General features: G+C 73.6%; 11 protein-coding genes and 1 pseudogene. 4 read left to right on the forward strand and 8 right to left on the reverse strand.

Annotation, left to right across the window (positions count from 1 at the left end):
• Positions 1-11 precede the first annotated feature (11 nt).
• Positions 12-1,634 (reverse strand): FGGY-family carbohydrate kinase, encoded by a 1,623-nt coding sequence (locus NUM_RS11355; RefSeq protein WP_207124773.1) that lies wholly within the window; start codon positions 1,632-1,634, stop codon positions 12-14.
• 416 nt (positions 1,635-2,050) lie between these two features.
• Between NUM_RS11355 and NUM_RS11360 the strand changes: the two genes are divergently transcribed.
• The 4 genes from NUM_RS11360 to NUM_RS11375 are packed head-to-tail and all read left to right on the forward strand — an operon-like array spanning position 2,051 to position 5,886.
• The gene (locus NUM_RS11360; RefSeq protein ID WP_207124774.1) at positions 2,051-3,388 is read left to right on the forward strand and encodes an ABC transporter substrate-binding protein; all 1,338 of its coding nucleotides are present in this window, start codon (positions 2,051-2,053) and stop codon (positions 3,386-3,388) included.
• Positions 3,385-4,323: a carbohydrate ABC transporter permease gene (locus NUM_RS11365; protein ID WP_207124775.1), complete on the forward strand. Its 939-nt coding sequence runs from the start codon at positions 3,385-3,387 to the stop codon at positions 4,321-4,323. The genes NUM_RS11360 and NUM_RS11365 overlap by 4 nt, the downstream gene beginning before the upstream one ends.
• Positions 4,320-5,177, forward strand: coding sequence for a carbohydrate ABC transporter permease (locus NUM_RS11370; RefSeq protein WP_207124776.1), 858 nt, complete (start codon positions 4,320-4,322; stop codon positions 5,175-5,177). The genes NUM_RS11365 and NUM_RS11370 overlap by 4 nt, the downstream gene beginning before the upstream one ends.
• Positions 5,170-5,886, forward strand: coding sequence for a hypothetical protein (locus NUM_RS11375; RefSeq protein ID WP_207124777.1), 717 nt, complete (start codon positions 5,170-5,172; stop codon positions 5,884-5,886). The genes NUM_RS11370 and NUM_RS11375 overlap by 8 nt, the downstream gene beginning before the upstream one ends.
• A gap of 268 nt (positions 5,887-6,154) precedes the next feature.
• Here the strand turns inward: NUM_RS11375 and NUM_RS11380 are convergent, their stop codons facing one another.
• The 7 genes and pseudogenes from NUM_RS11380 to NUM_RS11410 form a co-directional block, all read right to left on the reverse strand.
• Complete coding sequence (locus tag NUM_RS11380) at positions 6,155-6,583, reverse strand: OsmC family protein (RefSeq protein ID WP_207124271.1); 429 nt, start codon at positions 6,581-6,583, stop codon at positions 6,155-6,157.
• Positions 6,584-6,633: 50 nt separating this feature from the next.
• Positions 6,634-8,046, reverse strand: a complete 1,413-nt coding sequence (locus NUM_RS11385) for an aldehyde dehydrogenase family protein (protein ID WP_225918425.1) — start codon at positions 8,044-8,046, stop codon at positions 6,634-6,636.
• Positions 8,039-9,079, reverse strand: a complete 1,041-nt coding sequence (locus NUM_RS11390; protein ID WP_207124272.1) for a DUF6282 family protein — start codon at positions 9,077-9,079, stop codon at positions 8,039-8,041. Before NUM_RS11390 ends, NUM_RS11385 begins: the two co-directional genes overlap by 8 nt.
• Before the next feature lie 20 nt (positions 9,080-9,099).
• The gene (locus NUM_RS11395) at positions 9,100-10,653 is read right to left on the reverse strand and encodes an MFS transporter (RefSeq protein WP_207124273.1); all 1,554 of its coding nucleotides are present in this window, start codon (positions 10,651-10,653) and stop codon (positions 9,100-9,102) included.
• The gene (locus NUM_RS11400; RefSeq protein ID WP_207124274.1) at positions 10,650-12,146 is read right to left on the reverse strand and encodes a cytochrome P450; all 1,497 of its coding nucleotides are present in this window, start codon (positions 12,144-12,146) and stop codon (positions 10,650-10,652) included. Before NUM_RS11400 ends, NUM_RS11395 begins: the two co-directional genes overlap by 4 nt.
• Positions 12,140-13,219, reverse strand: coding sequence for an alpha-hydroxy acid oxidase (locus NUM_RS11405; RefSeq protein WP_207124275.1), 1,080 nt, complete (start codon positions 13,217-13,219; stop codon positions 12,140-12,142). Before NUM_RS11405 ends, NUM_RS11400 begins: the two co-directional genes overlap by 7 nt.
• Before the next feature lie 9 nt (positions 13,220-13,228).
• Positions 13,229-13,833, reverse strand: a pseudogene (locus tag NUM_RS11410) (pyridine nucleotide-disulfide oxidoreductase); the annotation flags it as partial.

Below are 13,833 nucleotides of genomic sequence, written 5' to 3' on the forward strand. Positions count from 1 at the left end.
TACCGCTCGGGTCAGCCCGGCGGCCGGTGGCCGCGGCCGGCCCGACCGCCCGGCGCGGTGTCGCCCGGCTCGGTGTCGCCGGGCGCCGCGTCGGTCGACGCGGTGTCGGCCGGTGCGCGGGCGGCCCGGTCGGCCAGGGCGTGCGCGATCGGTGCGGTGCCGGCGGCCAGCTCGCGGTACAGCCGGTACAGCTCGTCGTAGTCGGCGCGCAGTTCGGCGCGCGGGGTCACGGTGCCGGCGACCGGGTTCCAGGCCTGGATCGAGGCGTCACCGATGGCCCGCGCGGCAAGGTACGCGCTGCCGTAGCTCGCGCCGATGGTGTGCGTGTGCACCCGCTGGGCGAGGCCGGTGACGTCGGAGACGAGCTGGCTCCACAGCCCGCCCTGCACGCCGCCGCCGACCGCCACCACCCGGTCGATCCGGGCGCCGGCCGCGGCGAACGCCTCGACGTTGTGCCGCACCCCGAACGCGGTCGCCTCCAGCGCCGCCCGGTACAGGTCGCCGGCGGTGTGCGACAGGGTCAGCCCGGTCAGCGTGCCGCGGGCGCGCGGATCGTCGACCGGGGTCCGCTCGCCGGCGAAGTACGGCAGCATCAGCAGCCCGTTCGCCCCCGGCCCGGACGCCTCCGCGGCGGCGGTGAGCGTGCCGAAGTCGCCGCCGACCAGGTCGCGCAGCCAGCCGGTGATGGCGCCGGAGGTGGCCATCCCGCCGGCCAGGTTGCGGCTGCCACGGTGCACCCCGACGGTGCCCCACAGCGGCGGCGCGGTCAGCGGCTCGGCCCCGTCGTCCAGCGTGTCGATCAGGAACATCGTGGTGCCGTACATCAGCAGCAGATCGCCCGGCCGGTGCGCGTCGACGCTGACCGCCTCGGCCCAGGCGTCGATGGTGCCGGTGATCACCGGGATCCCGGCCGGCAGACCGGTTTCCCGGGCCGCCTCGACGGTGACCGCGCCGGCGATCTCGTCCGACCAGCGCAGCGCCGGCGGCTCGATCCCGGCCGCGAGATCGCGCCAGGCCGGCGCCCACCAGGCGTGCGCGCGGGTGTCGTACAGCGGGACCGCCTGGCTCGCCGAGTGGTGGTCCAGCAGGTACTCGCCGGTGAGCCGCCAGACCAGGTACGAGCTGGGCATGAACAGCCGGCGCGCGGCCGCGACCGTGTCCGGTTCGTGTTCGGCCAGCCAGCGCAGCTTCGGCCCGACCGCCTGGCTGGTCAGCGCCGAGCCGGCGCGCTCGACGAGCGCCGCGGCGCCGTACCGCTTCGTCAGCTCGGCGATCTGCGGCTGCGCGCGGGTGTCCACCCCGTACAGGATGGCGGGCCGCAGCGGTTCGCCCGCCTCGTCGGCCAGCAGCGTGCACGGTCCCATCCCGCTCACCCCGACCGCGCCGACCGGTACCCCGGTGGTCAGTTCGCGGCACAGCTCGACGAACTCGCGCCACCAGGTCCGGCCGTCCATCTCCACGTGGCCGGGCTGCGGCCGGTCGACCCGGTGGTCGCGCCGCGCCCGGGCGAGGATCCGGCCGGCGGCGTCCACCAGCACGCCCTTGCTGCTGGAGGTGCCGATGTCCACGCCGAGCACCGCAGGTGCGCGGCCCGGTTCGGCGTCGGTTGCCGGAGGCTGCCGGGTCGAGCTCATGGACTCCCCTTGTGGTGCACCGGATCTTGTCGCTGTCGGGCCGGCATCGAGCGGGCGCTGCCGCGCTGACCGGGCCGGAGCGGACCGGGGCGGACGGAGCGGCCGTTCCGCACGGTCGAGCCGGCCGCGCGGCCCGAGCCTAGGTCCGAGAAACCGATTACGCAACCATCACCGCACGATCGGGCATCACCCGCGGCCCACCGCGGTCCGAGCCGGATCCGTTCGACACCAACCGATCCAGCTCGCGGCGCGGCATCGTGCGGCGGCCGCGGCCCGGGACCGCACGGGTCGGCGGCTATTGACAGCCGTCGACGCCGGGGTTAGGTTCCGTGCACTCAAACGGCGAGTAATCGATTGCTCATCGGGTCGCCCGGCTGCCCCACGGCGCCGAACGGGCGGACCCGGAAGGAGGCATCGTGGTACCGCGCGAACCGCACACTCCCCCGCCCGTACCGCGTCGTCGCGTGCTGCAGATGCTCGGTGGCGCGGCGGCGCTGCCGGCCGTCGGCGGGTTGGCCGCGTGCGGCGGATCCGGCGGCGGCAACGGCGCCGAGGGCTCCGGCAAGGGCACCCTGACCCTGGCGTACCTGGGCGACGCGACGCAGCAGGCCGCGTTCAAGGCGCTGTTCGCGGCGTTCAACAAGGCGCACCCGGACATCAAGATCTCCGCGACCGGCATCGCGTCCGGCGACTGGGCGACCTTCGCCAACACCATCTCGACCCAGCTGGCCGGCGGCAAGCAGTACGACATCGTCGACGTGGCCACCGAGGGCCAGCTGCTGATGTCGTCGAAGAACGTGCTGGAACCGCTGGACCGCTACATCGCCAAGGACAAGGCGGTCGTCGACGCGTACTACGCCGGCATCGACCCGCACCTGAAGGAGTGGACGAAGAAGTACGGCTCGCCGGACGGCAGGACCTACTTCATCCCCGGCGGCTACAACTCGATGGTGCTGTACTGCAACACCGAGGTGTTCGCCAAGGCCGGCGTCGAACTGCCGGACGGAGCGTGGACCTGGGAGCAGTTCAAGGCGGCCGGGCAGAAGATCAAGGCCAGGACCGGCGCGTATCTCACGGCGCTCGGTGACGGCGCGTTCCCGTTCGGCGACATCATGCCGTGGCTGCTCACCAACGGTGCCAGCACGCTGGACGCCGACTGGAAGCAGCCCACGTTCAACAGCCCGCAGGCGATCGAGGCGGCCACGTTCGTCAAGAGCTTGCTCGACGCCGGCCTGGCACCGAAGCTCGGCGGTACCTTCGACGCCGCCGCGCAGCTGGCCAAGGGCAAGCTCGCCACCCTCGGCGGCGGTCGCTGGCCGACGCTGGACATGCGCCGGCTCAAGATGGTCGACAAGGTGCGCATCATGAGCTGGCCGACCAAGACCGGCCCCGGCTCCCCGATCGGCTGGGACGGCTGGCCGATCCTGCGCGCGTCGAAGAACAAGGCGGCCGCCTGGACGTTCCTCAAGTGGCTCATGACCAAGGACGCGTCGGAGTTCTACGCCAAGGTGGGCGGCACCAACGTGCCGGCGCTGACCTCGGTCGCCACCAGCTCGGCCTTCCTGTCCGCCGCGCCGAAGGGCTCCGAGCTGCTGCCGGCCGCGATCACGCACGGCACGCCGATCCCGTCGCCCAAGCAGGGCGCCGCGGTGCAGCGGGCCATCAGCGCCGGCTGGAAGAGCGCGCTGACCGGCCTCAAGCCGGTCAAGCAGTCCCTGGACACGGCGAACGAGCAGCTGAAACCGCTGCTATGACGATCAGCCTGACCCGCCGGCGGACGGCGCCCCGCCCGCCGGCGATCCAGCCGACCGCGGGCGCCGGCAGCCGGCAGTGGGTCGGGTACGCGTTCCTGTGCCCGGCGCTGCTGCTGTTCGTGCTGTTCGTCGCCGGTCCGTTCGTCGCGGCGATCGTGCTCAGCCTGTACCGGTGGGACATGCTCACCCCGGCGCAGTTCGCCGGGGTCGGCAACTTCACCGCGATGTTCGGCGACCCGCTGCTGTACCGGTCGCTGGCGAACACGTTCGTGTTCGCCCTCGCCTCGCTGGTCACCCACCTGGTCGGCGGGCTGCTGCTCGCGCTGGGCGTCAACCGGCTCAAGAACAAGGTGCTCTCGTACTTCGTGCGCACCTCGCTGTTCTTCCCGTTCGTCATCTCCTGGGCGGCGGTCGCGCTGCTCTGGAAGTACGTGCTGGACCCGTCGTTCGGGCTGGTCACGTACTACCTGGGCAGGCTCGGCCTGGACACCCCGAACTGGTTCAACGACCCGTCCTGGGCGCTGCCGTCGATCATCGGCATCGACTTCTGGCACACCATCGGCTTCACCTTCGTGATCATGCTGGCCGGCCTGCAGACCGTGCCGAACACGCTGCTCGAGGCGGCCCGGCTGGACGGCGCGAACGCCTGGCAGACGCTGTGGCACGTGACGATCCCGATGATGTCGCCGACGATCTTCTTCGCCGCGGTCATCACGTTCCTCGGCGCGTTCCAGATCTTCGACCCGATCCAGATCATCACCCCGCAGGGTGGGCCGGACAACTCCACCATGAGCGTGGTGATGTACCTGTACCAGAAGGGGTTCCAGTCGTTCCAGGTCGGCTACGCCTCGGCGGTGTCGCTGCTGGTGTTCGCCGTGATGATGGTGGTCACGCTGCTGCAGTTCTGGGGGTCGCGCCGATGGGTGCACCAGTGACGACGGGGCGCGCCGCACCGGTGCGGCGACGCCACCGGATCCGCCCGGCCCGGGTGGTACTCGGCCTGGTACTGCTGGTGGTCGGGGTGTTGATGGTCGCGCCGCTGGTGTGGCTGATCGTGCAGAGCCTCACCGCGGAGCGGGCGGCGTTCTCGCTGCCGCCCGGCTGGCTGCCGCGACCGTTCACGGTGGACAACTTCGCGAACATCGACGGGCTCATCCCGTTCGGCCGGATGGCACTCAACAGCCTGCAGGTCAGCCTGATCTCCACGGTCGGGTCGATGCTGGTCAGCGTGCTCGCCGGGTACGCGTTCTCCCGGCTGCGGTTCCGCGGCCGCCAGGCGATCCTGCTGGTGATGCTGTCCGCGCTGATGGTGCCGGTGCAGACCACGGTGATCCCGGTGTTCGTGCTGATGCGCAACCTCGGCCTGGTCGACCACCTCGCCGCGCTGTGGCTGCCGGCGCTGATCAACGTGTTCGCGATCTTCTTCTTCCGGCAGTACTTCAACACCATCCCGCGGGAGCTGGACGAGGCGGCCCGGATCGACGGGGCGAGCCATCCGTGGATCCTGTTCCGGATCATCGTGCCGCTGTCGGGTCCGGCGCTCGCCGCGATGACGATCCTCGCGTTCGAGGCCTCCTGGAACAACTACTTCGGCCCGCTGATCTTCCTGTCCAGCCCGCAGCACATGACGCTGCCGATCGGGCTGGTGACGTTGCAGGCCGGCCAGGGCGGCTCGTCGGTGGTGGTGTTCGCCGCGATCACCGCCGTGGTGGTCCCGGTGATGGTGGTCTTCCTGGCGTTCCAGCGCAGCTTCGCCGCCAGCATCGCCTCGGCGGGCATCCGTGGTTAGCGCGACGCGGCACCGCACCCAGGCGACACCGGGGCACGGCGAACCGGTCGAGGCGGTCGCGGTGTCGCCGCGGCGGCTGCTGCACGGGGTGTGGCCGAACCTGCCGACGCTGCTGTGCGCGAGCGTCGCGGTGTGCGTCGCGGCGACGGTACCGGTGCTGGTCGCGCCCGGGGTCAACCCGGTCGCGGTCGCGCTGTACGCGCTGCTGGTGGCACCCGCCGCGACCGCTCTGGCCGACACCGTGACCCGCATCGGCGGTACCGGTCGGGCGAGCGTACGCGGGTTCACGGTCCGGCTGGTCCGGCTCTGGCCGTTCGCGGCCCGCCAGGCGCTGGTACCGGCGGTGGCCGCGGTGTTGCTGCTCGCCGCGCTGCAGGCGTGGGCCGCGACCGGCAGCCTGCTGCTGCTCCCGTCCGTCGCGCTGACCGGCGCGGCGACCGTGCTGGCGGTACCGGCGGCGATGGCCGCACTGATCCTCGGCGCGGCCCGGCCGGGACTGCGCGGCCGCGCGTTGTGGGTCACCGCTCTGCACCTGGTCGCGCGGCGACCGGTGCGGTTCGCCGCCGCGCTGTGCCTGGTGGTGCTCGGCGTGTGGGCGGCGGCCAGCTGGTCGGCGTCGCTGCTGCTGCTCCTGCCCGCACCGGCCGCGGTCGTCGCGGTCGCCGCCGTCTGGACGACCGCCGCCGAGCTGCCCACCGCCCGCCACTGACCGCCCGCGGCGCGCCAGCGCGATCCACACCGAGCCGAACCCACGTCCTCGGCGCACACCGACCTGCCTCCCGGCGACCGTGCCCCGGCCCCGGCACACCCACCGCACACCAACCCGAGTGCGTGACGACCGACGTTCAGCCGACCCGGCACCGACACACCGACCCCGGCGCACGCCGACCCGGGTGCGTGACGACCGACGTTCAGCCGACCCGGCACCGACACACCGACCCCGGCGCACACCGGCCCGGGTGCGTGGCGACCGGCGTTCAGCCGGTCGCCACGCCCATGGTGACGTCGGCGCCGAGCTGCACGGTGCGGCTGACGGTGCAGAGCCGGTCGTGCGAGGTGCGGATCGCCTCCGGCAGCAGCGCCCGCGCCTTGTCGCCGCCCTCGCCCGCCGGGAACGTGACCCGGAACGAGACCTCGATCCCGGTCAGGTGGTTGCCCTGCGCGTCACGCACCTTGTCGCCGCTGGACTCGATGTCGAACGAGGTCGGCTCGGCCCGCCGCGAGGTCAGGATGTCCACATCGATCGCGGTGCATCCGGCGATCGCGGCGAGCAGCAGCTCCACCGGGGTGAAGTCGGTGTCGCCGCCGGCGCCGATGCTGATCTGCCCGCCACGCTCGTTGCGGACCTGGTAGGTCTGGCTGCCGGTCCGATGCAGGGACACGGCGCGTTTCGTCTCGTCTGCCACCCCGCCAGCCTGCCACGCACCGGCCGGTACGCCACCCACCGGCGCCCGATTCAGCACGGCCGGTGCAGGACGAACGGTTCGGTGTGGGCGTAGACGCCCCATTCACCGCCGGACACGCCGAGGCCGGAGTCCTTCACCCCGGCGAACGGGTCGTCGAACGACATCGCCAGGTGCCGGTTCACCCACGCGGTACCGACCTCCAGCCGCGCCGCGACCTGCGCCGCGCGGTCGACGTCGGTACCCCAGACCGAGCCGCACAGGCCGTACCGGGTGTCGTTGGCGCGCTCGACCGCCTCGTCGACGGTGTCGTACCGCAGGACCGGCAGGGCCGGGCCGAACTGTTCCTCGGCCACGATCGGGTCGCCGTCGGTGCCGCCGGCCAGCACCGTCGGGGCGTAAAAGTACCCGTCCCGGTCCAGCGGCCCGCCGCCCGCCACCGCGCGGGCACCGCCGGCCAACGCCGCCGCCACCAGCTCGCCGACCCGCTCGTACTGCGGCTTCGTGGCGAGTGGGCCGAGCCGGGTGCCGGGGTCGGTCGGGTCGCCGACGACCACGTGCCGGGCCCGGTCGGCGAGCGCCTCGACCAGCTCGTCGTGCCGGGAGGCCGCGACGTAGACCCGCTTGACCGCCATGCAGATCTGGCCGCAGTTGGCGAACGCGGACCAGAACAGCGCGTCGGCGAGGGCCGGTACGTCCGCGTCGGGCAGCACGATCGCGGCGTCGTTGCCGCCCAGTTCCAGCGTGACCGGGCGCAGCCGGGGCGCCGCGGTGGCGGCGACCCGCCGGCCGGTACCGACCGACCCGGTGAACGTGACCTGCCTGATGCCGGGATGCTCGACCAGCCGCTGCCCCAGCGGTTCCGGCCCGGACACGACGTTGAGCACGCCGGACGGCAGCACCCCGGACAGCAGCCGGCCCAGCGCGAGCGTGGTCAGCGGCGTGTACGGCGAGGGCTTGAGCACCACGGTGTTGCCGGCGGCGAGGGCCGGTGCCAGCTTCGCCGTGGCCAACTGCACCGGGAAGTTCCACGGCGCGATCGCCGCGACCGGGCCGACCGGCCGCCAGTACACCTCGACCCGCTCGGTGCCGTCGTCGCGCAACACCCGCGGCTCGGCCCGCAGCGTGCCGGCGTGCCGCAGCCGGTCCGCGGCGCGCCGCAGCTCGGCCCGGGCGTCCGCGAGCGGCTTGCCCTGCTCGGCGGTGAGCAGCGGGGCGAGCCGGTCGGCCGCGTCGCGGACCGCGTCGGCGGCGGCGACCAGCGCGGCGGACCGCTGGTCGGCGTCGGCGCGCCAGCCCGACCAGGCGTGGTGGGCCGCGTCGACCGCGGCGTCGAGTTCGGCGTCGGTGCAGGCCGGAGCGGTCGCGAAGGCCCGACCGGTCGACGGGTCGACCACCTCGAACCGGTGCTCGCCGGCGACTGCCGCGCCGCCGATCGTCATCGGCTCGAACGTCGGCTCAGGCATCGAGCAGCCGTCCCGGGTTGACGACGCTGATCTGGTGCACCTGCTCGTCGGTGAGGCCGAAGGCGCGCATGTGCGCGCGGATCAGCCGCATCGCCTCCACCGTGTTCGGGAACAGCGGTTCGCCGGCGTCGCTGGACAGCGTCACGTGGTCGGTGCCGATCCGCCGGATGGCATCGGCCATCCGCTTCGGGTCGACCCCGAGCAGCGGCGAGATCTCGTCGTAGGTGAAGTTGAGGTACACGCCGGCGGCGGCGAGCTGCGTCAACTGCGCGACGGACAGGTCGATGAACGGGCTGAACGGGTGGTCCACCACCGCCCGGGTGATGCCGAGATCGCGCACCGCGTCGGCCATCGCGAAGATCTCCTCGTGCGTGCCGTGCGCGAAGGACACCATCACCCCGGCGTCGGCGGCCATCCGGAACACCTCGCGGTACTCGGGCTTGAGCCGGCCGCGCTCGTCCAGGGTGTACTCGCCGACGGCGAGCGCCCGGTCCCACGGCAGCGGGTCGCTCCAGTCCCCGGCCTCGCCCCACCAGGCCGGCGGGCCGCCGACCTTGCTCAGCGTGTTCGCGCTGCGAAACACCGGCATCCAGACGGCGGAGACACCGTCGTCGAGGTTGGCCCGGCAGGCCTCGAGCATGCCGCGACCGCGGGTGAAGCTGGTGATCCAGCCGGACCACAGTCGGGTCGGCGGCACGCCGGTCGACTCGGACCAGGCGGCCAGGTCCCGCTCGACCTCGCGGACCACGCCGGCGGGGCCGACCACGTCGGTCCGATCCCGGCCGACGATGCTCTTGAACAGCAGCCCGCCCATGCCGGACGCGGAGGCGAGCTGGGCGACGGCGAGCGCGTCCTGCTGGCCCTCGTGCGCGTGGCAGTGGATGTCGATCGCACCCTCGACGTCGGTGATCGCCGGCGGCGCCAGCGGTTCGGCGCGGTAGCCCATCCGGGCCCGGTACGAGGCGACGAACCGGTCGTGCGGCGCCCCGTTCGGCGCCCGCAGCGACGCCTCGGCAGCCAGCTCCGGATCCATTCCGTCCACCCTGCACACTCCTATCGGTTCGATTCGGCGGCGGCCTCGACCAGCGGCCGGCCGGCGGTCTCGGCGCCGGCCCGCCACAGCACCACCGCGGCCACCACCACCGGTACCGCGGAGACCAGGGCGAGGCCGGCGATGCGCGGTGCCGAGGTCAGCAGCAGCGGGCCGAACAGCCCACCGGCCTTGCCCGCCGCGGCCGCGACGCCGCTGCCGGAGGCGCGCAGCTCGGTCGGGTACACCTCCGTCGCGTACGGCGCGAGCAGCGCGATCATGCCGCCGGCGGCGGTGAGCAGCAGCGCGGTCAGCGCGATCAGCACCGCACCGGCGCCGGGACGTTCCGGCCGGGCGGCGGCGAAGCCGAGGAGCACCACGGCGGTGGCGAGCGCGTAGCAGACCATCGTGCGGCGCGAGCTCCACCGCGCGTAGAGCACCGCGGCGAGCAGCGTCGCCGGCACCGCGAACAGCGACGAGACGAACAGCAGCGTCGGGGCCCGGGTACCGGCACCGGCGGCGGTCAGGAACGTCGGCAGGAACGTGATGAAGCCCCAGTTGACGATCCCCCAGCCGAGCCCGAACAGCACGATCGCCCCGGTCTGCACCCGGTACGCGGCGGCGAACACCGCGGCGAGCCCACCGCGCGGCACGACCGGTACCGGAGCCGGCCGTTCGGGTGCCGCCGGTGCGGTGCGGATGCCGTACCGGGCCATCACCGCGGCGGCCTCGTCGGCGCGCCCGGTGGCGAGCAGGTAGCGCGGCGACTCGGGCACGAAGCGGCGCAGTACCAGCAGGATCAGCCCGGTGGGCACGCCGAGCAGCCAGAGCGCGCGCCAGCTGTAGGTCGGTACCAGCAGGGTCGCCGCACCGCTGGCCACCAGGTAGCCGAGCGCGGCGCCGATGCCGCTCTGCGCCACCACCAGCGCGCCGCGGCGCGAGGCCGGCACCGACTCGCTCATCAGCGCGTACACGGTCGGCAGCATGCCGCCGGCGGCCACGCCCATCGCCGCGCACATCACCAGGTTCCAGCCGAACGACGGCATGAACCCGCAGACCGCGGTCGCCACGTACAGCAGCGCGGACAGCAGGATGGTGGCGCGCCGGCCGTACAGGTCGGCCAGGGCTCCCCACAGCAGCGAACCGGCGACCGTACCGGCGATCGCGACGAGCGGCAGCACCGCGGACTGCCCGGCGGTCAAGCCGTACTCGGCGCGCATCCCGGGCACCACGAACCCGAGCGTCGCCGGCTTCATCGTGTCCACCACCAGCGCCACCGTCAGCACCGCGAGCAGTCGCCGGTGCGCCGGCGACAACCGGGCGGTGTCCAGCGCGGCGTAGCGCACCGCGGCGTCGGCGGCCCCGGCCCCACGGTGCACCGCCCCGGACGGCAGCAGACCCCAGGCCGCGGCGGCCAACCCCACCACCAGCAGCACCATCCCGACGTCCATCCGGGCGCTCATCGGCATGCCGACCATCCGGTACCCGTCCGACGCGGTCGTCAGGTAGTCCGGTACGTGCAGCGCCACGCCGGCGCAGACCAGCACGGCACCGAGCCAGTACGCGAGGCGCTTCATCGTTCACCTCCGGTCACCGGGCAGCCGCCGGCGCGCGGGCGGCCCTGCGTGTCGTGCGTGGCGAAGTAGGTACGGGCCAGGCCCTGCCGCCGCGCGTCGGCGACCAGGTAGCTGCCCAGTACCAGTTGCACGAGGCTGCGGGACACGTCCTCCCAGCGGTCCCGCAGCCGCATCAGCGCCAGCCGTGCCCGGACGCCACCGGGTACCGGGCCGTCGACCGGCACGGCGGGCGAGTCGTGGCCGGGCCGCACCGCCCGGTCGCCGGACCCCGCGGTGCCCGGCGCGCCCGGCTCGGCGCCGCGGGCGGCGAGCCGGTCGCGCGACACGAGCAGGCAGGGGCCGCGGTTGGGCACCGAGCGGGTGTGCGCGGCGGACGAGTACGGCAGGTACCGGGCCAGCACCTCGCGCACGACCACCCGCATCGTCACCGGCGCCACTCCGCGGGCCGGGCAGGGCCGGTTCGCGGTCACCCCGAACGGCAGGAAGTTCATGCTGCGGGCCGACTCCCGCTCCCACCGGTCCGGGTCGAACACGTCGGCGTCGGTCAGCCCGGCGGCGTGGAAGTCCGGGTAGCTGAAGCACAGCACGCTGCCGGCGGGCACCGTGCTGCCGGCCCGGTCGATGTCGGCGCTGGTGATCCGGTGCGCAATGCCGAACAGCGGGTACCGGCGCAGCGACTCGTCGATCACCCGGTCCAGGTAGTCGTCGTCCTCCGGGTCGGCGACCAGCCGGCGCCGGACCGCGGGGTGCTGCGCGATCGCCAGCAGCAGGTGGGCCATCGCCTCGGACATCTGCACGATCGCGGTGTTGAAGAACGCGCCCTGCAGGTAGCGGGCCTGGTCCAGCTCGGACAGCCGGTCCGGCAGCGGCTGCGCCGGCGGGCGGTGCCGGACCCGGTCGAGCAGGTAGTCGGTGAGCCGGTCCCGGCGGTCCAGGTGCCGCAGCCCGCAGCACTTCAGCGCGGTGATCACGTCGTCGGCGTTGGCCACGATCGCGTTCCGGACACCGGGCGGGCACGCCTCGTCGAACACCAGCCGGTGGTACACCTCGGCCCAGATCGGCATCATCGTGTCCCGCAGCCGTACCGTCGCGACCGGGCCGCCCACGCCGGACAGCACGGACTCGGCCGCGGCGCGGGTGATCTCGACCAGTTCCGGCTTCGGCCGGGCCAGGAACCGCCGGGTGGTCCGGGCCACCTGCTCGTACCGTTCCCCCGGTTCCAGGTGCTCCTGGTGCACCTCGGGCCCGGGCGCGAGCCAGTACCAGAACAGGTCGGACAGCCCGGCCCCGCGGCTGCGGCCGTCCGCCGCGGGATGCTCGTACAGGGCGCGCCAGTCGGTTACGTCGAACTCCGGCCCCGGTACCGGGATGCCCTCCGACCCGTTGATCCGGGCGAAGATGCGCATCCGCAGCGCGACCACCACCCGGGGCAGCCAGTACGGCAGGCTCACCACCAGCGCGACCGCCGCCACCACGATCCCGACGGTCACCATCGCGGGCCCGCCGGCAGCAGGTCACGGGACACCTCGGCCGGGCTGCCGCAGCCGCACAGCATCAGGGTGTGCGCGAGCTCGTCGCGCAGGATCTCCAGTACCCGGGTCACGCCCGCCTCACCGCCGACGGTGAGACCCCACACCACCGGGCGGCCGACGGCGACCGCGGCGGCCCCGTACGCGAGCGCCTTGACGACGTCGGTGCCGCGCCGGATGCCGCCGTCGAGCAGCACCGGCAGCCGGCCGGCGACCGCGTCGACGACGTCCGGCAGCGCCTCGATGCTCGCCATCGCGGTGTCCAGCTGCCGGCCGCCGTGGTTGGACACCACGATGCCGTCGATGCCGGCGTCCGCGGCGATCCGGGCGTCCTCCGGGTGCAGCACGCCCTTGAGCAGGATCGGCAGGTCGGTCAGCGACCGCAGTCGCTCGACGTGCCGCCAGGACAGCTCCGGCGACAGGTCCACCTGGCGCACGTGGCCGGGTTCGCCGGCGCGCAGCTCGCGCAGGTTCTCGCAGCGCATCCCGGCCGGCAGGTCGTGGAACCCGTGCCGGTCGTTGCGCTCGTGATGACCCAGCGCCGGCGAGTCGGCGGTGACCACCAGCGCCCGCACCCCGGCCGACTCGGCGCGGCGCACGACGGCCTCGGTGAACCCCAGGTCGCGCTGCAGGTACAGCTGGAACCACAGCACCGGGTCAACGGCGACCTTGCGCGCCTCGGCGGCGATGTCCTCGATCGCCACCGTGGACAGCATCGCCGCGATCAGCACCGTACCGGCCGAGGCGACCGCCCGCGCGGTGGCCCGCTCGGCATCCGGGTGCGCGAGCCGGTGGAACGCCGTCGGCGCGACGAGGATCGGCATGCTCGCCGGCGCGCCGAGCACCGCCGTTGCCAGTTCCGGCGTGCCGCGGCCCCGCAGGATGCGCGGCCGCAGCCGGATCCGGGCGAACGCCGACTCGTTGGCCGCCAGGGTGATCTCGTCGCGCGCGCCACCGGCGAAGTAGTCGTAGTGCACCGGGTCGAGCGCCGCGCGCGCCGGCGCCTCGAAGTCCGCGACCGTGAGCAGCTCGTCCATCGCGCAGCCCTACCGGCTCTGCGCGGCGAGCTGGTCGGTCAGGTACGACACCAGCGGCGCCCGGTGCGTCACCGGGTCGGTCCACTCGTTGTCGAGGTTCTCCTTGATCCGGTGCACCGCGACCTCGGTGCCGTCGACGAGCAGCCGGACCACCGGATGCAGGTACCGGTCGTCCCGGCCGTGCTGTGCCTCCCACGCCCGACCCGCCGCCACGTCGAACGGGTCCAGGTCCTCGTGCCCCGGCCCGTACTCCATCGTCAGGGTCAGTACCGTCGCGGCGTCCTCGATCCCGCCGTCGGCGAGGTAGTCGCGCGGCACCTCCTCCAGGTAGCGGGCGCCGTCGGCGGACAGGCACACCACGTCGGCGAGGAAGGTGAACTGCTGCCACAGCCCCGAGGTACGGTTCGCCCGGGCCAGCAGCGCGTCCGCGATCGCCGCCGGATCGCGCGGCACCGGCCGGCCCGGCCACGGCGTCCGCTCGTACCGCTGGTCGAGCATCCGGCTCAGCGCGCGCACCCCGTACCGGAAGCCGTGGATGAAGGCGCTGGTGAACTCCTTGAAGTCGCGGGACTGGGTGAGGGTGCCGGCGAAGTACAGGTCGGGCACGCTGACCG

Source organism: Actinocatenispora comari, from assembly GCF_017312725.1.
In the GTDB taxonomy this organism is placed as follows: domain Bacteria; phylum Actinomycetota; class Actinomycetes; order Mycobacteriales; family Micromonosporaceae; genus Actinocatenispora; species Actinocatenispora comari.